Source organism: Aeromonas sp. Marseille-Q5825, from assembly GCF_946892685.1.
Classification (GTDB): domain Bacteria; phylum Pseudomonadota; class Gammaproteobacteria; order Enterobacterales; family Aeromonadaceae; genus Aeromonas; species Aeromonas rivipollensis.
Genome location: NZ_CAMPOU010000009.1, coordinates 1 through 23,415, shown reverse-complemented (window position 1 = coordinate 23,415; position 23,415 = coordinate 1). Strand labels below are relative to the sequence as shown.

Genomic DNA, 23,415 nt, shown 5'->3' with positions numbered 1-23,415 from the left:
CCAGCTTTTCCCTTGCAGCCATCTTCCTGATTGGCCTGGCGGGCCAGCGACTCGTTCAGCAAGCGCACTAGCCAGCTGATGGAATGTAGGCGCTCCCGCCACTGGGCGATCAGCTGGTGCACAACGTCCAGCTCGGGTGCTATCAGTTCCTCTCCCTGATACCAGCGCCGCACCAGCAAGGGCCACTGGAACAGGCGGGACCAGCGCTCTGCCACTTCCCGTTCACTCCACTCATGGGCAATGTTGGCCTGCACCTTGAGTACCAGGTGATAGTGATTGCTCATCACGGCATAGGCGCAGATGCCGATGGCAAAGACCTGCGACAGCTGACCCAGCTTGTCGGCAACCCATTGGCGTCTGTGCTCGTAGCTTTGGCCGGAGTGATCATCCTGGCCGCAAAGAAAGGCGCGCCGGACGCAGCGGCTGACCACGTGATAGTAAGGCGTATCGGCGAGGCTGATCTGGCGTGAACGGGCGATGGTCATGGTGGCTCTCCCCTCTGGTCTCTCGGTTTAAGGAAAGTGGAGGGGGAGTGAGTTGTCAAAGCTGGGGCTAAGTGGGTGTCCCAGCTTTTGGTCAAAGCTGGGATTAGGTGGGTGTCCCAGCCCTTCGCGCTGTTTAAGAAAAGTGGAATGGGAGTGAGTTGTCAAAGCTGGGGCTAGGTGGGTGTCCCAGTTTTCTAACGATGGCGGAAGAATCCATTTACGTGAACGTTCGATTACGCCTGACGGCTAATCTAACCTACGGGTTAAAGTAGAGTTAAGAAGACACCGGTTTCGGCCGGTGTCAGGTGACAACTGAATATGTACACCTAAATTCTGAGTTAAAGAGTGATTTTTCCTTTCTTTTTTATAATATTCTCTTTTTTCTTCGCATTTTTATTGTTAATCCACAGTGTAGAGACATTTTCTTCTTTTTTGATGTTTTTAATGCTGTTTGATATGGCGCCCTCTAATTCTGTACGATTTATCTCTTTTCCATCAGGAGCCGTTTGTTTTATTTCTATGGGCATGTTTTTTTCCTCCTTATAGCTCTGAACAATACCTTCAACTTCTATATATAAAGTATCGTACATAACTTGCGTAACTTCAATTATGTGTACCTGCTGTTTTCCATCCTTACTGAAGTGGGATACATCTGGGCCAGATAAATTATCTAATGATATTGCATGTGAAACACATGTATAAACATTATAACACTTAGGATAATAATCTGCGGCGTATTCCCCCCCCGAGCCAGCATAACGGACTTGGTTTTTACTACCTATATTGAATTCAGATGTAATATTCCAATCGATTATTCTTATTTGAATATACTCTAACCTATTTTCACCTCTGTCTGAAAGCCAATTAGACACTGTCATGTATACAGTGCTATCAATAAGATTTAGCATTAATGCTTGGTGAAGAACTATCTGACGGTATGTACCACTATAAAAAACTATGAATGGGTCTGGTGTATAACCCTCGATAGCATATCCAGATAAATAAAGATACTTGTGTATATTTGATTCAGCCTTTGAACCATCCGTATATGTCCACAGCGAATCACATGCAGCTTCCGAGTCCGAAACAATAACTGTTGTCATTTTATTTTAAACCGTTAATAAATTTTTAATATAAGCTAAGAAGTAGTTGTTATTAGATTATACATTTGAGTTTTTGGGGTGAAAAGTATTTATTTAATAATGGATGTCGAGGTGTTGTAATGGATATTACTCAGTTAGTTTACCACTCTAAGTTAACTGATAAATAAAAACGGCGCCTTAACGGCGCCGTTTTTATTTCACTGAACCAACCAAAATCACTGAAGCAGGGAAATATCCGCGACTTGCAGGAACAGGTTGCGCAGGTTGTTCAGCAGTGCCAGACGGTTGGCCTTGAGGGCTTCGTCGTCGGCCATCACCATCACCTCGTTGAAGAAGGTGTCGACCGGTTCGCGCAGGGCGGCCAGACGGGTGAGGGCGGCCTGATAGTCACCGGCGGCGAACAGCGGAGCCAGTTCGGCTTGCAGGGCAGCAACCTGGGTGGCCAGCGCTTTCTCGGCGGCATCCTGCAACAGTTCCGGTTTGACGGCAGTCGGCAGTTCGCCTTCGACCTTGGCCAGAATGTTGCTCACGCGCTTGTTGGCGGCGGCCAGGGCCAGTGCGGCATCCAGGCTGCGGAAGTGGCTGACGGCCTTGACGCGACGATCGAAGTCCAGCGGACGGGTCGGGCGGCGGGCCAGTACGGCCAGCACCACGTCGGCACCTATGCCTTCGTCCTGATAGGCGGCGCGGAAGCGGCCCAGCATAAAGTCGACCACGTCGGTAACGACGGTCTTGTTGGTCAGCTTGTCGCCGTAGACGCGTACCGCTTCTTCCACCAGTTCAACCAGATCCAGATCCAGCTGCTTCTCGGTCATGATGCGCAGGGCACCGATGGCGGCGCGGCGCAGGGCGAAGGGATCCTTGTCGCCTTTGGGCAGCATGCCGATGCCGAAGATACCGGCCAGGGTATCGAGCTTGTCGGCCAGCGCCACGGCGCAGGCTTCCAGCGCGGACGGCAGGGCATCACCGGCGAAGCGCGGCATGTACTGCTCGTTGAGGGCCACGGCCACCACTTCGTCTTCGCCGTCGTGACGGGCGTAGTGCATCCCCATGACACCCTGGGTGCTGGCGAACTCGCCGACCATGTTGGTCATCAGATCGCACTTGGAGAGCAGACCGGCACGCTTGGCCTGAGCCACGTTGGCGCCGATGCGCTCGGCGATGAAGCCGGCGACGGTCTCGATGCGCTCGACCTTGGCCCGGACTGTGCCGAGCTGTTGCTGGAACAGCACGGTTTCAAGGCGCGGCAGGCGGGAGGCCAGGGTCTGCTTGAGGTCGGTCTTGAAGAAGAACTCGGCGTCAGACAGACGGGGGCGAACCACCTTCTCGTTGCCGCTGATGATCTGGCTCGGGTCTTTCGACTCTATGTTGGTGACGAAGATGAACTTCGGCAGCAGCTTGCCGCTCTTGTCGTAGACCGGGAAGTACTTCTGGTCACCCTTCATGGTGTGAACCAGGGCCTCGGCCGGAACGGCCAGGAACTTCTCTTCGAAGTTGGCGGTCAGCACCACAGGCCACTCGACCAGTGCGGTGACTTCTTCCAGCAGGGCGTCGTCCAGATCGGCCACGCCACCGAAGGCGGCGGCGGCCGCTTCGACGTCAGCCTTGATCTTGGCCTTGCGAGCCATAAAATCGGCCACCACCATGCCGCGCTCCAGCAGGATCTGCGGGTACTGGTCGGCATTGTCGATTTGGAACTCGCTCTCGCCCATAAAGCGGTGACCGCGGATGGTGCGGGCAGAGTCGATCCCCAGGATGTGGGCAGGCACGAGATCGCCGTCCAGCAGCAGGGTCACGGTGAAGACCGGACGCACGAACTGGATGGTCTTGTCGCCCCAGCGCATCATCTTGGGGATGGGCAGCTTGGCCAGAGATGAAGCTACAAGCTCACCCAGCAGCTCGCGCGCCGGACGACCTTCAACCTTGGCGGTGTGAACCAGCCACTCGCCTTTGTCGGTGACCAGACGCTCGGCCTGCTCCACCGTGATGCCGTTGCCACGGGCCCAGCCTTCGGCGGCCTTGGTCGGCTTGCCTTCGGCATCGAACGCCTGGGAGACGGCCGGGCCGCGCTTCTCGACGCTCTTGCTCGGCTGCTCGCTGGCCAGCTCACTTACTTTCAGCGCCAGGCGGCGCGGTGAGGCGAACCACTCGACGTCGCCGAAGGCCAGATCGGCCTTGGTCAGCTCGGCTTTGAAGTTGTCGGCAAAGGCTTCGGCCAGGGTGCGCAGCGCCTTGGGTGGCAGCTCGGCGGTACCGATCTCTACCAGAAATGTATGTTGTGCCATGTCCGTTCCTTAACCTTGCTTGTTCTCAGTGCGCTGACACATGGGGAAGCCCAGCGCCTCGCGGGAGGCGTAGTAAGCCTCGGCCACGGCCTTGGTCAGGGTGCGAATGCGCAGTATGTAGCGCTGACGCTCGGTGACCGAGATGGCCTTGCGGGCATCCAGCAGGTTGAAGGAGTGCGCGGCCTTGAGGATGCGCTCGTAGGCGGGCAGGGGCAGCGGTTTTTCCAGTGCCAGCAGGTGCTGGGCTTCCTTCTCGTACTGCTCGAAGCAGTGGAACAGGAAGTCCACGTCGGCGTGTTCGAAGTTGTAGGTGGACTGCTCCACCTCGTTCTGGTGGAACACATCGCCGTAGGTGGTCTTGCCCAGCGGGCCATCGGACCAGACCAGGTCGTAGACGCTGTCCACGCCCTGGATGTACATGGCCAGACGCTCCAGACCATAGGTGATCTCGCCGGTGACCGGCTTGCACTCGAGGCCGCCAACCTGCTGGAAGTAGGTGAACTGAGTCACTTCCATGCCGTTGAGCCAGACTTCCCAGCCCAGACCCCAGGCACCCAGCGTCGGGTTTTCCCAGTTGTCTTCCACGAAGCGGATGTCGTGGATCTCGGGATCCATGCCCAGCTCCTTCAGGGAGCCGAGGTAGAGTTCCTGGATGTTGTCGGGGGACGGCTTGATGATCACCTGGAACTGGTAATAGTGCTGCAGGCGGTTCGGGTTCTCACCGTAGCGGCCGTCGGTGGGACGGCGGGACGGTTGCACGTAGGCGCAGGCGATGGGCTCCGGGCCCAGGGCGCGCAGGCAGGTCATGGGGTGGGAGGTACCGGCACCCACTTCCATATCCAGCGGCTGAATGATGGTACAGCCCTGGCGGGACCAATAGTCCTGCAGCTGCAGGATCAGGCCCTGAAAGGTTTTGACATCGAATTTTTGCATAGTGTTTTTCGCGCGAAGTGAAATCAGAGCAAGATTTGCTGAATGTGAACCGAAGGAGTATACCGTCTGGCATGGTCGGATAATAGGCGAAATTGTAGGGGATTCATGGGGCGGGGCTGCGCCGGGCCTGGTTGGCCCGGGATGAAAGCCCCGTCATGTTGCCGACGAAATCCCCTTGTCGGACAGAGAGTCGGACAGAGAAAAATAACAGGAGACGAGGAATGGAACTGCGCTGCGCCTGGGTGACCAAGGACCCGGAATATATCGAATACCATGACAGACAGTGGGGGCGGCCGGTGCGCGACCCGCGGGAGTTGTTTGCCAAGCTCTGCCTCGATGGCCAGCAGGCGGGGCTCTCCTGGATCACCATTCTCAAGCGCACCGACAGCTATTACCGCGCCTATGCCGATTTCGATCCCACCCTCATCGTCCGGTTCGACGAGCAGGATGTGGAGCGGCTGATGCAGGACAAAGGCATCATCCGCAACCGCCTCAAGGTGCAGTCGATCATCAAAAACGCCCGCGCCTATCTGGCGTTGCAAGAGCAGGGGATCGACTTCGCGGACTATCTGTGGGGCTTCGTCGGCGGCGTCCCCATGGTCAATCGGCGGCAGGGCAACGGCGACATTCCCGCCACCTCGCCAGAGTCTGACGCCATGGCCAAGGCCCTCAAGAAGCTCGGCTTCACCTTCGTCGGCAGCACCATCTGCTACGCCTTCATGCAGGCGGTGGGCATGGTGAACGATCATCTGGTGACCTGCCCCTGTCACGCCGAGTGCCAGCAGTCAGGGGCGCCGGAATAAGCGGCCGGAGCAGACGAAAAAGGGAGGCAGGCTGCCTCCCTTCTTCGTTGTGGGGCCGTCATCAATCGGGTTGAAGGGTGTGGCTCAGCGCCTCGCACAGCTCGTCGCTGCTCATCAGCCGCACGAAGGGGCCGGCCAGGGTGGCGTTGTGGTGGGCGATGATCTGGGTTGCAGCAAGCTGCGGGGTATCCATGCAGGTGTGGGCATCGCTCACCAGCACCACGGCGTAGCCGAGATCCGCCGCCGCCCGGCAGGTGCTGTCTATGCAGTACTGGGTCTTCATGTCGGTGACTATCAGGGTCTGCACCCCGCCCTCCTTCAGCCAGCCATCGAGGCCGGTGCCTTGAAAGGCATTGGGTCTGTGCTTGTCGAACACCCGATCGGCCTCGCCGACGACCAGCCCAGGGGCAAGCTGCCAAAGCGGACTGCCGGCGGCTATGGGGCTACCGGCCGGGCCCGTGTGGCGCACCGCCAGCACGGGGACACTGGCGGCGCGGGCCGCCTGGCTCAGGCGATTGATGTTGGCCAGGGTCTCGGCACCGGCATGGGGCGCCTCCGGGCCGTGAAGAAGGCCGACCTGGAGGTCGATGACGAGCAGGGCGGGGTGGGGCAGGGATGACATGGGCATGGCTCCGTGAGGAATGTCCCCCACTCTGGGGTCACCGGCCGTCGAGCGGCAACCCCGCATCTGGGGGGCGGCAGGCGCTGCCCCACCTTGCCCGCCCTGCCGCCGCGCCAGCTCCATCCTCCTTGCCCTTATGCCGGCGCCGGGAGTGATGAGCGATCATCTCGTCGGCCGCTGCTAGGCTAGGTGTCAGCGGGGCAGGGGCCCATTTCCGCTGTTCGGTACAGCTGGCATACAGTCACTCCTGCTCAAAATCGGTCCATCAACATTGAGGGTTAATCCATGTCACTGAATTCATCTCGCATTCGCACGGCCGGCAGTCTGATCCTGGCGGCTTGCTCTCTGCTGGCCGTCCTGCCTGCTCATGCGGCCGATCGCCAGGACTCCCGCGATGTGCGTCAGGAGGTGCGTCCCGAGGTCCGCGATGCCAAGCAGGATTGCCGCGAAGCCGACCAGAAGGACAACTACGAGTGCCGTCAGGACAAGCGTGAAGTCAAACAGGACGTCAGAGAGAAAGCCAACGACGTCAAACGCTGATGAACGCGCCCGATTAGCCCGCAAGCGGCATATCGGGCCCTCAGCCGAGCAGGCTCGCCGCCCCCAAGGGCCTGCGAGCCTGCTGGCGGGTAACTCGCCAGACACCACCACCCGTGAATTCATATAAATCAGTTGCCGGATGCCCCGCCATCTCGTCGACCCCGTGGAGTTAATCATGAAGAAATGTGCCTTTATCTTGCTGGCTGCCAGCGCCCTGCTCTCCTCGTTGCCGGCGCAGGCAACCGAACAGGCCGCAGAGCGCCGTGATGCCCGTGACGTGCGTCAGGACACCCGGGATGAATCCCGCGATGCCAAGCAGGAGTGCCGTGAAGGCGTGGTCGGCAATGCCGATTGCCGTCAGGATCATCGCGACAGCAAGCAGGAGGGCCGAGACGAGGCCCGCGACGTCAAATATTGATCCTGACAAGCCGCCTCCCTGTCGGGTCGCCATGCTGGCGCCCGTCCCGCGGTTATCTTGACCCCAGTGTATAATTCAGACATCCCAAGCCGGTGTATTTCGTTTAGCCAAGGAGCCACCATGAAGAAGACCGTATTCGCGCTGCTTGCAGCCACAGCCTTGTTGGCTGCCCTGCCTGCACAGGCAACCAAACAGGCCCAGGAGCGTCGTGAAGCCCGCGATGTGCGTCAGGATACCCGTCAGGAATCCCGCGACGCCAAGCAGGAGTGCCGCGAAGGCCTGGTGGGCAATGCCGATTGCCGTCAGGAGCACCGCGACAACAAGCAGGAAGGGCGTGACGAGGCGCGCGACATCAAATATTGATGTCCGGCCTGCCCGGGCAGGCAGCACTCATGCCATTCACGGCATGACACAGGGGGGCTTTGGCCCCCCTGTTCATATCCGTAATGCGCGCGTCACACTCTGGCGCCTCTCTGGGTTAGAATGCGCGGCCATCGGCTAGAGTCGTTCTTTTTCAGAGGTTTTTTCATGCATTTCAAGAAACTGGTTCCTGCACTTGCCCTGACCATCGCCATGACAGGCTGTACCACCAATCCCTATACCGGTGAATCCCAGACCTCCAAGGGCGCCTGGGGCGCACTGGCCGGTGCCGCCACCGGCGCTGCCGTGGGCGCGCTCTCCTCCAGCAAGGGTGATCGCAAGAAGGGCATACTGACCGGTGTGGCCGCTGGCGCCGCCCTGGGTGGCGGCATCGGTTACTACATGGATGTGCAGGAAGCCAAGCTGCGCGAGAAGCTGCAGGGCACCGGCGTCAGCGTGACTCGCAACGGCGATCAGCTGATCCTCAACATGCCGAACAATGTCACCTTCGACAGCTCCAGCGCCCAGCTCAAAGCCGCCGGTGCCAACACCCTGTCCGGCGTGGCCATGGTGGTTGCCGAGTTCGACAAGACCCGCCTGAACGTGGTCGGCCACACCGACAGCACCGGCTCCCGCGAGCTGAACATGAAGCTCTCCGCCCAGCGTGCCGATGCCGTCGCCGCCCAGCTGATCGGTCAGGGCGTGACCGGCAGCCGCATCGCCACCAGCGGCGTGGGCCCGGATCAGCCGGTTGCCACCAACAGCACAGCCGCCGGCAAGGCCCAGAACCGTCGTGTGACCATTACCCTGACCCCGACTGCCTAAGTCGCCCGGTTGCCGGTAACGAAAAGGCCCCGCCAGTGATGGCGGGGCCTTTTGCTATCTCAGGCTGGGCGGGCGGCTCAGATCGCCGCGGTCAGCTGCACTTCCACCTTGTAGCCTTCGTGGGCCAGGCGGGCCTGCACGCAGGCGCGAACGGGTGCTGTACCGGCCGGTATCCAGGCATCCCACTGGGCGTTGAAGGCGGCTATGTCGCCAATGTCCTTGAGATAGATGTTGGCCATCAGGATCTTGTCGACCCCGGAACCGTTGGCTTCCAGCAGGCGTTGCAGGCTGCTCAGCACTTCGCGGGTCTGCTGGTGAATGTCGGCCTCGTCGGTGGCGGGGACTTCCACCACATAGAGGGTGCCGTTGTGGATGACAACATCAGACCAGCGGGCCGTGGTGCCGATTCGGGTAATCGTCATGGATTGCTCCGGTACAGGGGCTCATTGACCCTTGCGGATCAGATAGCGATAGGGGGCCTGCTCTGTCTCGCTGGCGATCAGGGTGTGATCCATGAAGCGGCAGAAACTCGGGATGTCGCGGGTGGTGGAAGGGTCGTCGGCACTGACCAGCAGGGTCTCGCCTTCGGCCATCAGCCGCACTTTCTTGCGAACCATCATCACGGGCTCAGGGCAACGAAGCCCGATTGCGTCCAACTCATGAGTTGCGTTGCAGAATAAAGCACTCATCAATAATCAACCTTCAACCAATTCAGCTGCCAATGATACTCAAGGCGAAAAAATAATCAAACATCAGGGTCTTCGAGCAGCATATGTAACCAAAGTGTGATCCGGCTCTATCCAGACCTTGCCCGATGAGTAATATAAAAATTGAACCATATTCAACAAGGAGGTGTGAATATGCAGGTCTCCTACGGCAGATTGCAAGCCTACGCAGGCATGGGGTTCCTGTCGTTCGCCATGATAGTGCTGGGCAGCCCGATCGGAAACACCGGCACCTGGTTCGGGTCCATGGTGATGATAGGGCTGGGGCTCTGGATCGAGCTCAGCGACTACTACGACGAGGATGAGGACGAGAACGATCAATCCTGAATCGGATGACGATTCACCCACAAAGGCGGAGCGATTCCGCCTTTGTCATTTCTGCTCCGCGCCTGAGCGGGTCGAGCGCATGGCCCGCTCCAGCTGCTGCGCCGTCTGCTCCGGGTTGGCCTTGGGGTCGTTGAAGAAGCTGCTCAGCACATCCATGATCCCCTGGCGCATGTTGGTCGGCACGGCCATGCCCTCCGCCATGCTGGGCAGCAGGTTGCCGTCCCGCTCCGCCCGTTGGAAGTCATGGTAGGAGCGGATGGCGCAGCGATCGAACTTGCTCATGTCAGGCTGGGTGAGGGCGGGGATGGAGCCCTTCACCCGGTTGAACTCCTCCTGGAATCGCGGCGTCATCAGCAGGCGGGCCAGCTCGCCCTGGGCTTGTAGCTGGGCGGGATCCCGTTGCTTGAACATGGCGATGGAGTCCAGGTTGTAGCTGAAGAGACCTTGGCTTCCCGGGCTTGGCAGGCAGTCGATGTCCTCTCCGGGTCTGTAGTTGCCGGCGCTCAGCTCCCCCTTCACCCAGTCCCCCATGATCTGCATGGCGGCGCCGCCGCTCTCCAGCAGGTTGGTGGCCTGGTGCCACTTCAGGCCGGCGTATTTTTCCGGCACATAGGCGCGCAGCTGCTGGAAGCGGGTCAGCACCCGCACCATGTCGGGGCCGGTCAGGGTGGCGCTGTCCTGCTCCAGGAAGGCCTTGCGATAGAAGGCCTTGCCCCCTTCACCGAGTGCCACCGTCTCGAACAGCACCGCCAGCTGCCAGGGCTCGTTGCCGATGGCCAGCGGCGTGACGCCCTGCGCCTTGAGCTGCTCCGCCACCGTCATGAAGTGCTCCCAGTCGGTGGGGGGCGTCAGCCCCAGCCGCTCGAACAGCTTGCGGTTGAGCCACAGCCAGTTGACCCTGTGGATGCCGGTGGGCACCGCCATCAGGGCGCCGTTCTGGCTGAGGGTGTCACGGACCATGGGGGAGAGCTGCGGGTACCAGCCGAGGTGCTCGGCCATGGGGCTGAGGTCGCGCAGGAAACCCAGGCTGGCCCACTCGTGCAGCTCATAGCCCTTGAGGTGCGCCGCCTCCGGCGGATTGGCCGCCAGCGCCCGGCTTTTCAGCACCGTCATGGCGCTCTTGCCGCCGCCGCCCTGCACCGCGAAGTCGTTCCACTGGTTGCCCTGTTCGGCCCATTCCGATTTGAGCACTTCCACCGCCTTGGCCTCGCCGCCGGATGTCCACCAGTGCAACACCTCCACCTGGGAGGCGGCGACGGGCAGGGAGAGCAGGGTGACAATGGCAAACGGGAACAACTTCATACTGTGACTGCCTTGATTGAAGGAGAGTGGCCGGTGCCGACCGCACGCCACCAGTGCAGCACCCCGACGCGCTGGGAGGCGGCGACGGGCAGAGACAACAGGGCGATGACAGAGAACGACAACCACTTCATAAGCGTTACTGCCTTGGTAGGGAGAGGGTGGCCTGCAGGCCGCCCTGGGGGCGATTTTCCAGCACCAGATCGCCGCCGTGGGCGTGGGCTATGTTGCGGGCTATGCCAAGACCCAGTCCGGTTCCGGCGGAATCCGTACTGAGGCGGTAGTAGGGCTCGAAGATGCGCTCGAACTGATCCTCCGGCAGACCGGGGCCCTCGTCCATGATGAAGAGGATCAGCATCTCTTCGTCATCCATCAGGATGACGCGCACCCGGTGGCCGTACTTGATGCCGTTGTCCACCAGGTTGCCGATGCAACGCTTGAGGGCCAGCAGCTTGCCGCGATAGGGCCACTTGCAGTGCCCCTCTATGGTGAGCAGATCCTCGTGCAGGTTCATGGCCTCCGCCATCTGTTCCAGCAGGGCATTGATGTCGATGAGCTCGAGGTTCTCGTGAATGTCGGTCTCTTTCACCGTTTGCAGCGCCCCCTTCACCATCAGCTCCAGCTCGTCCAGATCCTTGTTGAACTTGGCTATCTGGGCTTCGTCGTCGAGCAGTTCGACCCGCAGCCGCAGCCGGGTGATGGGGGTCTTGAGATCGTGGGAGATGGAGCTGAACAGCCGCTCTCTGTCGTCTATGAAGCGGCGGATGCGCTGCTGCATGATGTTGAAGGCGCGGGTCGCCGCCACTATCTCGGAGGCACCCTCCTCCTTGAGGGAGGGCTGATCTATGTCCTTGCCGAGGTTGACCGCCGCCTTGGCCAGCCGGCGAAGGGGCCGGGTCTGCCAGCGCACCAGCATGAAGGTGAAGAAGCAGAGGAAGACAGTCATCAGGGCGATGAAGCGCACCTGGTTGCTCGGCATGACGGTGTCATCCAGCGTCATGTAGGGGGCGGGCAGCAGGGCCGCCAGATAGAGCCACTCACCCGGCTCTATCTCGATCTGGGTCACCAGCACCGGCGGATTGATGGGCTCCAGCGACAGGGTATAGCGGGCCCAGGAGGAGGGCAGGTCTGCCAGCAGGGTGTCGTTGTTGAAGACGTGCAGCTCCTCGGGCCGCGAGAAGTCCACCTTGATCGCCATGGCGTCGGAGAGCTTGCGGGTCAGCACCTCCTCCACCTCTTTGAGCACCAGCGTCTTGCGCTCGCTGTCCGGGATGGCGCTGATGTGGATCTCCTCTTCATTCAGGGAGACGAAGAAACGGCTGCCCCCCATGTTGCGCAGCTGATCCAGGGCGATGTGGCGGTATTGCAGCGGCAGGGACTTGAAGAAGTTGACTGTGGAGGCGGCGGAGAGCGCCAGGTTGCGGGTGGTGCTGAGCATGCCCTCCAGCTCCCGCTTCTGGATCTGCTGCATCCAGATGCCGGTGAGTATGGTCTGGGAGAGCAGGATGGCGAGCAGCAACAGCAGCAGCATCCGTGACAGCAGGGAGCGGGGGACCAGTGCCTGCCAGAATCGCCGACCTCTCATGGGATCTCGTGCCTCTTGTCAGTCAGCATGCTGTTGCTACCTTTTTACCCTTCACGGGATCTCGTGTACTTCCGCGATCAGCATGTAGCCGCTGCCGCGTATGGTCTTGATGATGCGCGGGCTCTTGCCGTTGTCACCCAGCTTCTGGCGCAGACGGCTGATCTGCACATCGATGCCGCGCTCCATGGGCAGGCTCTCGCGGCCCCGGGTGGCATCGGAGATGGTGTCCCTGTCCAGCACCACGCCGGGCTGTTGCAGGAACATGCCGAGCAGCAGGGCGTCGCTGCCGGAGAGATCCAGCAGGCTGCCGTCGTCGTGGGTCAGCTGGTGACTCAGGGTGTCCAGGGTCCAGTCGGCGAAGCGCAGGCGGCGGCTCGGCTCTTTTTCTTTCTCCGGCTGGCGGAATTCGGCACGGCGCAGCAGCGCCTTGATGCGGGCTTGCAGCTCGCGCGGGCTGAACGGCTTGGCGATGTAGTCGTCGGCGCCGAGTTCGAGGCCGATCACCCGATCCGCCTCATCGGAGGCAGCGGTGAGCATGATGATGGGTACCTGGGAGTCGCGACGGATCTGCTGGCACAGGGTAAAGCCGTCGTCGCCTGGCATCATGATATCGAGAATGATGAGGTCCGGGCTGTGCAGGGCGAGTTGCTGGCGCATCTCGTTGCCCTCGGCCGCCGTCAGTACCTGAAAACCCGCCCGGGTCAGGTATTCGTTGAGTAGCTCGCGGATCTCCTGATCGTCGTCGACGATAAGCAGTTGTTTGCTCGTTGACATATGTATGTGCATCCACCCATTTTTTTGTGCAGATTGAACCTGTCGGGGGAGCAAAAAGCAAGCAAGGCCCCCCTCTAATGTGAAGTTATGGGCAATATAGCCCCCGAATCGGCCCTGATCGGGATATCGGAATAAAAAAGGCCGACCCAAACGGGCCGGCCAACACGCAGATTCCGACGGCAGGTGCGCACCCCGTGTGGCGCGCTCCACAGACTCGACAACGGGCCGGACGGGCCGACCCCAAAAAGACAATGCAGGCTCACGCTTGGCGTGAGCCGCTTAGATCACACCCGCTCGAACACTGTGGCTATGCCCTGACCCAGGCCGATGCACATGGTGGCGACCCCCAGGGTGGCATCCTTCTCTTCCATCAGGTTGATCAGGGTGGTGGAGATACGGGCACCGGAGCAGCCGAGGGGGTGACCCAGGGCGATGGCGCCGCCGTTCAGGTTCACCTTCTCGTCCACCAGATCCTGCAGGCCGAGATCCTTGACGCAGGGCAGGGACTGGGCGGCGAAGGCCTCGTTCAGCTCGAACAGGTCGATGTCACCGACGGTCAGACCGGCACGCTTGAGCGCCTTCTGGGTGGCCGGCACAGGGCCGTAACCCATGATGGCGGCGTCACAGCCGGCAATGGCCATGGCGCGCACCCGGGCGCGGGGGGTGAGGCCCAGCGCCTTGGCGCGATCCGCGCTCATCACCAGCATGGCGGCGGCGCCGTCGGATAGGGCCGAGGAGGTGCCTGCGGTGACGGTACCGTTGACCGGGTCGAACACCGGGCGCAACTGGCCCAGGGTCTCGACCGTGGTCTCCGGGCGGATCACTTCGTCATAGTCGTAGAAGAAGCGGGCGCCGCTGGCGTCATGGCCTTCCAGCCCGACGATCTCTCTGGCGAAGCGCCCTTCCACGGTCGCGGCATAGGCGCGGCGGTGGGAGCGGGCGGCAAACTCGTCCTGCTGCGCTCGGCTGATGCCGTGCAGCTTGCCGAGCATCTCGGCGGTCAGCCCCATCATGCCGGAGGCTTTCGCCACCGATTTCGCCATGCCCGGGTGGAAGTCGACGCCGTGGCTCATGGGCACATGGCCCATGTGCTCGACGCCGCCGATGATGAAGATGTCCCCATCACCCACCGCAATGGCGCGGGAAGCGTCATGCAGCGCCTGCATGCTTGATCCGCACAGACGGTTGACGGTGACCGCCCCCACCTGCTTCGGAATACCAGCCAGCAGTGAGGCGTTGCGGGCTATGTTGAAGCCCTGCTCCAGGGTCTGCTGCACGCAGCCCCAGTAGATGTCTTCGATTTCGTTCGGGTCTAGGTTGGGGTTGCGCAGCAGGATGGAGCTCATCAGGTGCGCGGACAGATCTTCTGCACGCACGTTGCGGAAGGCGCCGCCCTTGGACCGGCCCATGGGGGTCCGGATACAGTCGACAATGACTACGTCTTTCATGAATGGATCTCCTTTCCGCAATCAGTAGAAGGTTTTGCCCTGGGCAGCCATCTCACGCAGCTTGTCGCTGACGCGGTAGAGCGGGCCCAGATCGGCATACTGGTCGGCCATGGCCACGTAACGATCCAGACCAATGGTGTCCAGATAGCGGAACACGCCACCACGGAAGGGAGGGAAGCCCAGACCATAGACCAGCGCTATGTCGGCCTCGGCCGGCGTGGCGACTATGGCCTCTTCCAGGCAGAGCACCACCTCGTTGATCATGGGGATCATCATGCGGGCTATGATGGCGTCCTTGTCGAAATCCTGTTTCGGCTTGGCAATGGGGGCCAGCAGCTCGTAAGCGGCCACATCGGCCACCTTCTTCGGCTTGCCCTTCTTGTCCTGCTCGTAGGCGTAGAAGCCCTTGCCATTCTTCTGACCGAAGCGGCTGGCGTCGTACATCACATCGATGGCGGTGCGACCTTCCTTGCTCATGCGCGCCGGGAAGCCCTGCGCCATGACGTCACCGGCATGGTGACCGGTGTCGATGCCGACCACGTCCAGCAGGTAGGCCGGGCCCATGGGCCAGCCGAACTCTTTCTCCATCACCTTGTCGACGGCGGCGAAGTCGGCGCCATCGGCGACCAGCTTGTTGAAGCCGAAGAAGTAGGGGAAGAGCACCCGGTTGACGAAGAAGCCCGGGCAGTCGTTGACCACCACCGGCGACTTGCCCATGGCGGCGGCATAGGCCACCACGCGGTTGATGGTTTCATCGGAGGTCTGCTCGCCACGGATGATCTCCACCAGCGGCATGCGGTGCACCGGGTTGAAGAAGTGCATGCCGCAGAAGTTCTGCGGACGCTTCAGCCCCTTGGCCAGCAGGGAGATGGGGATGGTGGAGGTGTTGCTGGCGAGGACGGCGTCGTCACCGATAATGCCTTCCACTTCGCCCAGCACGGCGGCCTTCACCTTGGGATTCTCGACCACGGCTTCAACCACCAGATCCACGTGCTTGACGCTGTCATAGCTCAGGGTCGGGGTGATGGCGGAGAGCACCTGGCCCATCTTGATGCCATCGATGCGGCCCTTCTCGAGCTGGCCGTTGAGCAGCTTGGTGGCTTCGCCCATGCCAAGCGCCAGCGCCTTCTCGTTGATGTCCTTCATCACCGCCGGAATGCCCTTGCTGGCGGACTGGTAGGCGATGCCGCCCCCCATGATGCCGGCACCCAGTACGGCGGCGTGGCTTGTGGCCTTGGCAGCTTGCTTGGCCGCCTTCTTGGCCAGCGCCTTGATGTGCTGATCGTTCAGGAAGATGCCGACCAGCGCCTTGGCCACGTCGGTCTTGGCCAGCTTGATGAAACCTTGCGCCTCGACGTTGAGCGCCTCGTCGCGGCTCATGCCGGCGGCGGCCTCGACGGTTTTGACTGCTGTCATGGGCGCCGGATAGTGCTTGCCCGCTACGGCGGCAACCATGCCGGCAGCTGTGGTGAAGCTCATCATGGCTTCCAGCTTGGAGAGGCGCAGCGGCGCCTTCTTGGCGGCGCGACGGCGCTGCCAGTCCAGCTTGCCCGCGATGGCGTCTTTGATCATCTGCACCGCAGCGCTCTGCAGCGCAGCGGGGGCGACCACGGCGTCGATGGCGCCTACCTTGAGGGCGTCATCGGCACGGTAATCCTTGCCTGTGGTGATCCACTCCAGGGCGTTGTCGGCGCCGATCAGGCGCGGCAGACGGACTGTGCCGCCAAAGCCTGGCATGATGCCGAGTTTGGTCTCGGGCAGGCCGATCCTGGCAGTGGTGTCAGCCAGACGGAAATCGGTGGAGAGTATGGTCTCGCAGCCGCCGCCCAGGGCGTGGCCCTTGATGGCGGACAGGGTCGGCACCGGCAGATCTTCGATGGCGCTGAAGATGTCGTTGGCCTTTTTCAGCCAGCCGAGCAGATCTTCTTGCGGCAGATCGAACAGTTCCAGGAATTCGGTGATGTCGGCGCCGACGATAAAGGCGTCTTTGCCGGAGGTGAGGATCAGACCCTTCAAATCGGCTTGTTGCTGTAATGCGGCGATCGCTTCGCTCAGCGAGAGCAGGGTAGCGCGATCCAGCTTGTTGACTGAACCCGGGGCATCAAACCTCAGCTCGGCAATGCCGTGTTCGAGGTAGCTGACCGACAGGGTTTCGCCTTGGTAGATCATGAGAGTGTCTCCTTGTTCCCACGCGGTGGGGGGCTTTGCTCCTTTCTCCCCAGCAGGGGGCGAGGCTCACTATTGATCCAAAAGGAGACATTTTCAACACCTATTTAAAACATTTGTTTAACAGATCTCGAGTAAAAGCTCCTCATCACAAAACGGGCAAAATAGAGGCGCCTTGCGGCGCCTGCTCTGGATATGAGTCCTTTATCAACTGGCCAGTTCCGGCCTGTTGCGATACTGGTTCAGCACCTCGGGGTCGGCGAGGGCATGGGTGTTGTTGACCGGCCTGTTGTGCACCACTTCCCGCACCGCCAGCTCGACTATCTTGCCGGACTTGGTGCGGGGGATGGCATCCACCTGCAGGATGCGGGCGGGCACGTGGCGGGCCGTGCTGTGCTCGCGGATCTGCTGGCGAATGCGCTCGCGCAGGGGCTCATCCAGTTTCATGCCAGCCTTGAGCTTGACGAAAAGCACCACCCGCTCGTCCTGCTGCCACTGCTGGCCGATGACGATGCTCTCCTCCACCTCGTCGAGCTGCTCCACGTAGCGGTAGATTTCGCTGGTACCGATGCGCACGCCCCCCGGGTTGAGGGTGGCATCGGATCGGCCGTAGAAGAGGATGCCGCCGCTCGGGGTCAGCTCTATCCAGTCCCCGTGGCACCAGATGTTGTCGAACCGCTCGAAGTAGGCGGCGTGGTACTTGTCGCCGTTCTCGTCGCCCCAGAAGTAGATGGGCTGGGCCGGGAATGGCTTAGTGCAGACCAGCTCCCCCTTCTCGCCCTGTACCGGCTGGCCCGCCTCGTTGAACACCTGCACCGCGAGGCCGAGACCGCGGCCCTGGCTCTCGCCGCGATAGACGGGGCTCAAGGGGTTGCCGATGACGAAGCAGGAGCAGATGTCGGTGCCGCCGGAGATGGAGCTGAGTTGCACATCCTGTTTGATCCCCTGATAGACATAGTCAAACCCCTCCGGCGACAGCACAGATCCGGTGCTGCAGATAAGCCGCAGGGCCGGCAACTGGTGGGTGGTGATCGGGGCATAACCCTGCTTGTGCAGGGCATCCAGATACTTGGCCGAGGTGCCAAACAGGCTGACCTGCTCGTCGCGGGCGAGATCCCAGAGCGCGTTGCCATCCGGGTAGAAGGGAGAGCCGTCGTAGAGCACCAGGGTGGCGCCGGAGGCGAGGGCGCTCACCAGCCAGTTCCACATCATCCAGCCGCAGGTGGTGAAGTAGAACACCCGTTCCCCCGGCTTGATGTCGCAGTGCAGCTGGTGCTCTTTCAGGTGCTGTAGCAGGGTGCCGCCTATGCCGTGGACTATGCACTTGGGTTTGCCCGTGGTGCCGGAGGAGTAGAGGATGTAGAGCGGATCGTTGAAGGCCATGGACTCGAAGGCGAGCTGGGCCCCGGGCTGGCTCGCCAGCACCTGATGCCAGTCGTGACCGAGCTGCAGGGGGTTGCCAAGCAGGGGGATCATCACAGTCTGCTCTATGCTGTCTAACTGGCTCACCACGCTGGCGACCTTGGCCTGAATGTCGATGGCCTTGCCGCCATAGCGGTAGCCATCCACCGCAAACAGCACCCGGGGCCGGGTCTGGCCGAAGCGCTCCACCACGCTGGCTTCACCGAAGTCGGGGCTGGTGGAGGTCCAGATAGCGCCCAGGCTGGTGGTGGCCAGCATGGCAACCACGGTTTCCGAAATATTGGGTAGATAGGCGGCGACCACGTCGCCACGGCCTATGCCCTGGCTGCGCAGCCACTGGGCCAGTCGGGCCACCCGATCGCCGAGCTCATGCCAGCTTAGGGTCTGGCTCTCGCCCCCTTCGAGGCGGGAGATGATGGCCGGGCTCTCGTCCTGGCGGCGCAACAGGTTCTCGGCAAAGTTGAGCCGGCTGTCGGGGAACCAGCGGGCGCGCTGCATCTCCTGGCGGTTCTCCGCCACTATGTCCCCCAGCTCTCCCTTGACGCCGCAGTGCTGCCACACCAGCGGCCAGAAACGGGTGGTCTTCTCCACCGACCATTGATAGAGATCGGCGTAGCTGCGCAGTTGCAGGCCGTGGAAGTGGTTGACCTCGGCCATGAACTGGTGGAGGTTGGAGTGCTGCATCCTGTCCTGATCCGGTTTCCACAGACAAAGGTTTTGCATGAATCGTTCCTGACTGCTGATATCTACTGTCTACCGGCAGTGTATTGAATTGTGTTTGATTTGTTAATGATTGGTTTTCTGTTGATAACAAACACTTTGTAACGCATGCGTTACCTCACGAAGCGGCAGCTTGACGGGTCGAGCCGCCCCGAGCTTGGTGTTATGCTGCTATCACATTCACCTCGGAGCAGGACGCCATGAGCAGCTACAGCCAACTTTTTGCCCAGCACCTAGACACCCTGCAGCAGCGCACCCGCGACATTCTGCAACAACAGGGGCTCAGCGGACTGGCCATCCACTCCGGCCAGACCCACCGCATCTTCCTCGACGATCAGGATTACCCCTTCAAGGTCAATCCGCACTTCAAGGCCTGGTTGCCGGTGCTGGACAATCCCCACTGCTGGCTGCTGGTGGACGGGGTGAGCAAGCCGGTGCTGCTGTTCTACCGGCCGGTGGACTTCTGGCACAAGGTGGCGGACCTGCCCAATGCCTTCTGGGTCGACTTCTTCGACATCCGCTTCCTGACCAAGCCGGAGCAGGTGGCGGATCACTTGCCAGCCGACAAGCAGGAGTGGGCCTATCTGGGCGGTCATCTCGAGGTGGCCCAGCTGGTGGGATTGGGACAGCCCAATCCGGAGGCGGTGCTCAACTACCTGCACTACCACCGTGCCTACAAGACGCCCTATGAGTTGGAGTGTCTGCGGGCGGCGAATCGGCTCGGGGTGCGCGGCCACATTGCGGCCAAGGACTCCTTCATGGCGGGGGCGAGCGAGTTCGAGATCAACCTGGCCTACATGAAGGCGGTCGGGCAGGGGGCCAATGAGGCGCCCTATGGCAACATAGTCGCCATCAACCGCAACGCGGCCATCCTCCATTACACCCATCTGTCGACCCAGCGGGTACCGGATGCGGAGCGCCACTCCTTCCTGATCGATGCCGGGGCGGATTATCACGGCTATGCCTCCGACATTACCCGCACCTGGGCCTGGCGCCGGGGCGAGTTTGCCGATCTCATCGCGGCGCTGGATGTGCAGCAGCAGGAGATCATCGCGGAGATCAAACCCGGTCGCCGCTACAGCGAGCTGCATCTGCAGATGCACCACAGACTGGCGCGCTTGCTGCAGGCTACCGAGCTGGTGGACATGTCGGTGGACGAGATGATCCACACTGGTGTCACCAATGTGTTCTTCCCCCATGGCCTGGGGCACTTCCTTGGCCTGCAGGTGCACGATGCCGGTGGCTTCATGCAGGACGAGCGGGGTACCCACCTGGCGGCGCCCGAGCAGTTCCCCTACCTGCGCTGCACCCGGGTGATGGAGGTGGGGCAGGTGTTCACCATAGAACCCGGCCTCTACTTCATCGACAGTCTGCTGGAGCCGCTGCGTCAGAGCGAGCAGGGCAAGCGGGTCAACTGGAACAAGGTCGAGGCGCTGCGCCCCTTCGGTGGCATCCGGATCGAGGACAACGTCGTCCTGCATGGGGACGGGGTGGAGAACCTCACCAGGCAAGCAGGGCTCTGATGGCGGCAGCCTATGCCATTCCGGCCGCGCCGCTGGAGCTTTGCGAGGAGATCAAGAAGAGTCGCTTCATCACCCTGATTGCCCATGCACCGACGGTCGAGGCCGCCAAGGCCTGGATCGGCGAGGTGAAGCGGCAGCACCCGACGGCCCGGCACCATTGCTGGGCCTTTGTCGCCGGGGCTCCACAAGACAGCCAGGTCTATGGCTTCAGCGATGACGGTGAACCCTCGGGCACCGCCGGCAAACCCATGCTGGCCCAGCTGATGGGGGCCGGCATCGGCGAGATAGCGGCCGTGGTGGTGCGTTACTACGGTGGCGTCCTGCTCGGGACTGGCGGCCTGGTCAAGGCCTATGGCGGCGGGGTGGGGGCTGCGCTCAAGCGGCTCGAGACCCGCATCAAGCGCCAGCAAACCCCTTCCCTTATCTGCTGCGACTATGGCGACATGGGGGCGGTGGAAGCCCTGATCTCGGCCCACCAGGGTCAGTTGCTGGCCGCCGATTATGGTCAGCAGGTTCGCCTGCAGGTGGCTTGGGATGCGGCCATCTGGAGTCAGGTGGATCAGGAAATGACAGACCGAACCCATGGCCGGGTATCTCTTCGCCCCTTAGATGGCTAGAATCCATCGCTCTTTTAGCCTGAAGGGGGAGCCGGAATGCAGATTCTGAGCATCATTCGTATCGTTGGTCTCTTGGTCGCGCTGTTCAGCTCGACCATGCTGCTGCCAGCGATGGTTGCTTTTGGGTATCGCGATGGTGGCGGTGCCGAGTTTGTGAACTCCTTCTTCATCGCCCTCCTGCTCGGTGCCCTGCTCTGGTTCCCCAATCGCCATCAGAAGAAAGACCTCAGATCCAAGGAAGGCTTCCTCATAGTGGTGCTGTTCTGGGTGGTGCTGGGCAGCGTGGGGGCCGTCCCCTTCATCATCAGCGACGTGCCGAACATGTCGGTCTCCGAGGCCTTCTTCGAATCTTTCTCCGGCCTGACGACCACGGGGGCGACAGTGCTGACCGGACTGGACGATCTGCCCAAGGCGTTTCTGTTCTACCGCCAGCTGCTGCAATGGCTGGGGGGCATGGGGATCATAGTGCTGGCCGTGGCCGTTCTGCCATTGCTGGGGATCGGGGGCATGCAGCTCTATCGCGCCGAGATCCCGGGGCCGGTCAAGGACAACAAGGTAACTCCGCGCATCGCCGAGACGGCCAAGGCGCTCTGGTTCATCTACCTGTTGCTGACCACCCTCTGTGCCCTGGCCTACTGGATGGCGGGGATGACGCTGTTCGATGCCATCTGCCACTCCTTCTCCACCTTGTCGGTGGGTGGCTTCTCGACTCACGATGCCAGCATAGGTTTCTTCAACAGCCCGGCCATCAACCTGATTACCGTGCTGTTCCTGCTGCTGGCCAGCGTCAACTTCGCCCTGCATTTCATGGTATTCGCCCACAAGCCCGTGCGGTTGAGCAGCTATCTGCGGGACTCCGAATTGAAGGTGTTCCTGGGCATCCAGGGCGTGCTGGTGCTGATCTGCTTCGTCTCCCTGCTGTTCCATGGTCACTACGCCACCTGGCAGGAGGCGCTTAACCACGGCCTGTTCCAGGCGGTCTCCCTTGGCACGACCACGGGCTACAGCACGACCAGCTATGCCGACTGGCCCTCCTTCCTGCCCATGTTGCTGATGTTCTCGGCCTTTATTGGCTGCTGTGCCGGCAGCACGGGGGGCGGCATCAAGGTGATGCGCTTCATGATCCTGTTCCTGCAGGGGATGCGCGAGCTCAAGCGACTGGTGCACCCGCGGGCCATCTATACCCTGAAACTGGGCCGTCGCGCGGTGCCGGAGCGGATCGTCGAGGCGGTGTGGGGCTACTTCGCCACCTACATCATACTGTTCTTCATTTTCATGCTGTTGTTGCTGATGACAGGACTGAACGAGGTGACCGCGTTCACGGCGGTGGCGGCCGCCTTCACCAACGTGGGGCCCGGGTTGGGTGAGGTATCCAGCAACTTTGGCAATATCTCGGCGACGGCACAGTGGATACTGGTGGTCGCCATGCTGTTTGGTCGATTGGAAATATTCACACTTCTGGTACTGTTTACTCCTGCATTCTGGCGTAGTTGAGGTTGGTATGGACAAGATTTTGGTGCTTTATTCTTCCCGGGACGGGCAAACGCGGAAAATTGTGGATGTCATGCTGGAGGAGATATCCGGATGCGAAGTGGTGATGCAGGATCTGCACACCCTGCCGATGTGCAATCTCAGCAAGTATGCCAAGGTATTGATCGGCGCCTCCATCCGCTATGGCAACTTCCACCCCAGCTTGCTCAGCTTTATACATGCACACCATGAACAGCTGGAAGTGGCCAACGCTGCCTTCTTCTGTGTCAACCTGACGGCGCGCAAGCCCGAGAAGCAGGCACCGCAGACCAATGCTTATATGAAGAAGTTTCTGCGTCTCTCGCCGTGGAAGCCGAAGACACTGGGAGTGTTTGCCGGTGCGCTGCGATATTCCCGCTACAACTGGTGGCAGACCCGCATCATTCAGCTGATCATGACGATCACCGGCGGCAGTACGGATACCAGCAAGGACATCGAATTCACCGATTGGGAAAAGGTACGCGCCTTTGCCCGGGAGTTCTGGTCAAAAAGGTAGCTAATCCGCACCCTAGCTCGTTGACGCCCCGCTTATGCGGGGCGTTTTGTTTGATAAATAGGCGCTTGAACCACCAAACTGCAAAAAGTGCCATTTTTTACAGTTTTACCCTTGCCATCCCGGCGCGGCTCCCTATAATGCGCCCCTACCAGCACGGCGGAACACGCCGGACTGATGAGCCAGCTTCCTAGCGAAGTGGGCGCCGAAAGAAAAGCGAAAACAACCGCTTGACTTTCGAAGTGAGGAGCGTAAGATGCGCCTCCTCAACGCGATAAGCGTGATGCTCTTTAACAATTTGAATCAAGCAATCTGTGTGGGCACTCACAGCATCGAACATCAAACAATTTTGTTGATTTTCAATGTCTGGTGAAGTGACCAAGACAACTTCGGTTGTCACAGTTTATTTCAG

General features: G+C 60.9%; 23 protein-coding genes and 1 pseudogene. 10 read left to right on the top strand and 14 right to left on the bottom strand.

Annotated elements, in window-relative coordinates; translation table 11 throughout:
• Positions 1-8: 8 nt before the first annotated feature.
• From OC537_RS20280 to glyQ, 4 genes and pseudogenes are all read right to left on the bottom strand, one after another.
• Positions 9-485: pseudogene (locus tag OC537_RS20280) on the bottom strand (alpha-amylase family glycosyl hydrolase); the annotation flags it as partial.
• A gap of 338 nt (positions 486-823) precedes the next feature.
• Entirely contained in the window at positions 824-1,588 is a 765-nt protein-coding gene (locus tag OC537_RS20275) for a hypothetical protein (RefSeq protein WP_262113964.1), read from the bottom strand.
• Positions 1,589-1,803: 215 nt separating this feature from the next.
• On the bottom strand, positions 1,804-3,873 hold the full coding sequence (gene glyS, locus OC537_RS20270; protein ID WP_262113962.1) for a glycine--tRNA ligase subunit beta: 2,070 nt from the start codon (positions 3,871-3,873) through the stop codon (positions 1,804-1,806).
• A gap of 9 nt (positions 3,874-3,882) precedes the next feature.
• The gene (gene glyQ, locus OC537_RS20265) at positions 3,883-4,806 is read right to left on the bottom strand and encodes a glycine--tRNA ligase subunit alpha (RefSeq protein WP_025328800.1); all 924 of its coding nucleotides are present in this window, start codon (positions 4,804-4,806) and stop codon (positions 3,883-3,885) included.
• Between the two features lie 221 nt (positions 4,807-5,027).
• On the opposite strand from glyQ, the gene OC537_RS20260 reads away from it, so the two are divergent.
• Positions 5,028-5,609, top strand: coding sequence for a DNA-3-methyladenine glycosylase I (locus OC537_RS20260; protein ID WP_262113959.1), 582 nt, complete (start codon positions 5,028-5,030; stop codon positions 5,607-5,609).
• A gap of 61 nt (positions 5,610-5,670) precedes the next feature.
• Here the strand turns inward: OC537_RS20260 and OC537_RS20255 are convergent, their stop codons facing one another.
• Positions 5,671-6,231, bottom strand: coding sequence for a cysteine hydrolase family protein (locus OC537_RS20255; RefSeq protein ID WP_262113958.1), 561 nt, complete (start codon positions 6,229-6,231; stop codon positions 5,671-5,673).
• A gap of 285 nt (positions 6,232-6,516) precedes the next feature.
• On the opposite strand from OC537_RS20255, the gene OC537_RS20250 reads away from it, so the two are divergent.
• From OC537_RS20250 to OC537_RS20235, 4 genes are all read left to right on the top strand, one after another.
• A complete protein-coding gene (locus tag OC537_RS20250; protein WP_106885432.1) occupies positions 6,517-6,771 on the top strand; it encodes a hypothetical protein in 255 nt (84 codons plus the stop codon).
• Positions 6,772-6,946: 175 nt separating this feature from the next.
• Positions 6,947-7,189, top strand: a complete 243-nt coding sequence (locus OC537_RS20245) for a hypothetical protein (protein WP_106885433.1) — start codon at positions 6,947-6,949, stop codon at positions 7,187-7,189.
• 120 nt (positions 7,190-7,309) lie between these two features.
• On the top strand, positions 7,310-7,552 hold the full coding sequence (locus tag OC537_RS20240) for a hypothetical protein (protein WP_005323913.1): 243 nt from the start codon (positions 7,310-7,312) through the stop codon (positions 7,550-7,552).
• Positions 7,553-7,717: 165 nt separating this feature from the next.
• Positions 7,718-8,374 (top strand): OmpA family lipoprotein, encoded by a 657-nt coding sequence (locus OC537_RS20235; RefSeq protein ID WP_106885434.1) that lies wholly within the window; start codon positions 7,718-7,720, stop codon positions 8,372-8,374.
• Between the two features lie 77 nt (positions 8,375-8,451).
• Here OC537_RS20235 and OC537_RS20230 read toward each other — a convergent pair whose 3' ends face one another.
• Both OC537_RS20230 and tusA read right to left on the bottom strand, forming a co-directional pair.
• On the bottom strand, positions 8,452-8,796 hold the full coding sequence (locus tag OC537_RS20230; protein ID WP_262113954.1) for a RidA family protein: 345 nt from the start codon (positions 8,794-8,796) through the stop codon (positions 8,452-8,454).
• Between the two features lie 21 nt (positions 8,797-8,817).
• Complete coding sequence (gene tusA, locus OC537_RS20225; protein ID WP_234691438.1) at positions 8,818-9,063, bottom strand: sulfurtransferase TusA; 246 nt, start codon at positions 9,061-9,063, stop codon at positions 8,818-8,820.
• Between the two features lie 171 nt (positions 9,064-9,234).
• Between tusA and OC537_RS20220 the strand changes: the two genes are divergently transcribed.
• A complete protein-coding gene (locus OC537_RS20220; RefSeq protein WP_025328793.1) occupies positions 9,235-9,426 on the top strand; it encodes a hypothetical protein in 192 nt (63 codons plus the stop codon).
• Positions 9,427-9,471: 45 nt separating this feature from the next.
• On the opposite strand, the gene OC537_RS20215 is transcribed toward OC537_RS20220, so the two are convergent.
• From OC537_RS20215 to OC537_RS20185, 7 genes are all read right to left on the bottom strand, one after another.
• Positions 9,472-10,728: an ABC transporter substrate-binding protein gene (locus OC537_RS20215; RefSeq protein WP_262113950.1), complete on the bottom strand. Its 1,257-nt coding sequence runs from the start codon at positions 10,726-10,728 to the stop codon at positions 9,472-9,474.
• Complete coding sequence (locus tag OC537_RS20210; protein WP_262113948.1) at positions 10,725-10,859, bottom strand: hypothetical protein; 135 nt, start codon at positions 10,857-10,859, stop codon at positions 10,725-10,727. The genes OC537_RS20215 and OC537_RS20210 overlap by 4 nt, the downstream gene beginning before the upstream one ends.
• A 5-nt stretch (positions 10,860-10,864) precedes the next feature.
• Complete coding sequence (locus OC537_RS20205; protein WP_106885438.1) at positions 10,865-12,310, bottom strand: ATP-binding protein; 1,446 nt, start codon at positions 12,308-12,310, stop codon at positions 10,865-10,867.
• Between the two features lie 51 nt (positions 12,311-12,361).
• Positions 12,362-13,084 carry a response regulator gene (locus tag OC537_RS20200; protein ID WP_025328790.1) on the bottom strand — a complete coding sequence of 241 codons (723 nt, stop codon included), beginning with the start codon at positions 13,082-13,084 and terminating at the stop codon, positions 12,362-12,364.
• 284 nt (positions 13,085-13,368) lie between these two features.
• Positions 13,369-14,532: an acetyl-CoA C-acyltransferase FadA gene (gene fadA / locus OC537_RS20195; protein ID WP_262113945.1), complete on the bottom strand. Its 1,164-nt coding sequence runs from the start codon at positions 14,530-14,532 to the stop codon at positions 13,369-13,371.
• 21 nt (positions 14,533-14,553) lie between these two features.
• Positions 14,554-16,701, bottom strand: coding sequence for a fatty acid oxidation complex subunit alpha FadB (fadB, locus tag OC537_RS20190; RefSeq protein WP_262113944.1), 2,148 nt, complete (start codon positions 16,699-16,701; stop codon positions 14,554-14,556).
• 204 nt (positions 16,702-16,905) lie between these two features.
• A complete protein-coding gene (locus OC537_RS20185; RefSeq protein ID WP_262113942.1) occupies positions 16,906-18,843 on the bottom strand; it encodes an acetoacetate--CoA ligase in 1,938 nt (645 codons plus the stop codon).
• A 197-nt stretch (positions 18,844-19,040) separates the two neighbouring features.
• Between OC537_RS20185 and pepQ the strand changes: the two genes are divergently transcribed.
• The 4 genes from pepQ to hemG are packed head-to-tail and all read left to right on the top strand — an operon-like array spanning position 19,041 to position 23,006.
• Complete coding sequence (gene pepQ, locus OC537_RS20180; RefSeq protein WP_262113940.1) at positions 19,041-20,363, top strand: Xaa-Pro dipeptidase; 1,323 nt, start codon at positions 19,041-19,043, stop codon at positions 20,361-20,363.
• The gene (locus tag OC537_RS20175; RefSeq protein ID WP_262113938.1) at positions 20,363-20,980 is read left to right on the top strand and encodes a YigZ family protein; all 618 of its coding nucleotides are present in this window, start codon (positions 20,363-20,365) and stop codon (positions 20,978-20,980) included. The genes pepQ and OC537_RS20175 overlap by 1 nt, the downstream gene beginning before the upstream one ends.
• Positions 20,981-21,016: 36 nt before the next feature.
• Positions 21,017-22,474 (top strand): TrkH family potassium uptake protein, encoded by a 1,458-nt coding sequence (locus OC537_RS20170; protein ID WP_106885444.1) that lies wholly within the window; start codon positions 21,017-21,019, stop codon positions 22,472-22,474.
• 7 nt (positions 22,475-22,481) lie between these two features.
• Positions 22,482-23,006, top strand: a complete 525-nt coding sequence (hemG, locus tag OC537_RS20165) for a menaquinone-dependent protoporphyrinogen IX dehydrogenase (protein WP_262113935.1) — start codon at positions 22,482-22,484, stop codon at positions 23,004-23,006.
• The last annotated feature ends 409 nt before the right edge of the window (positions 23,007-23,415 follow it).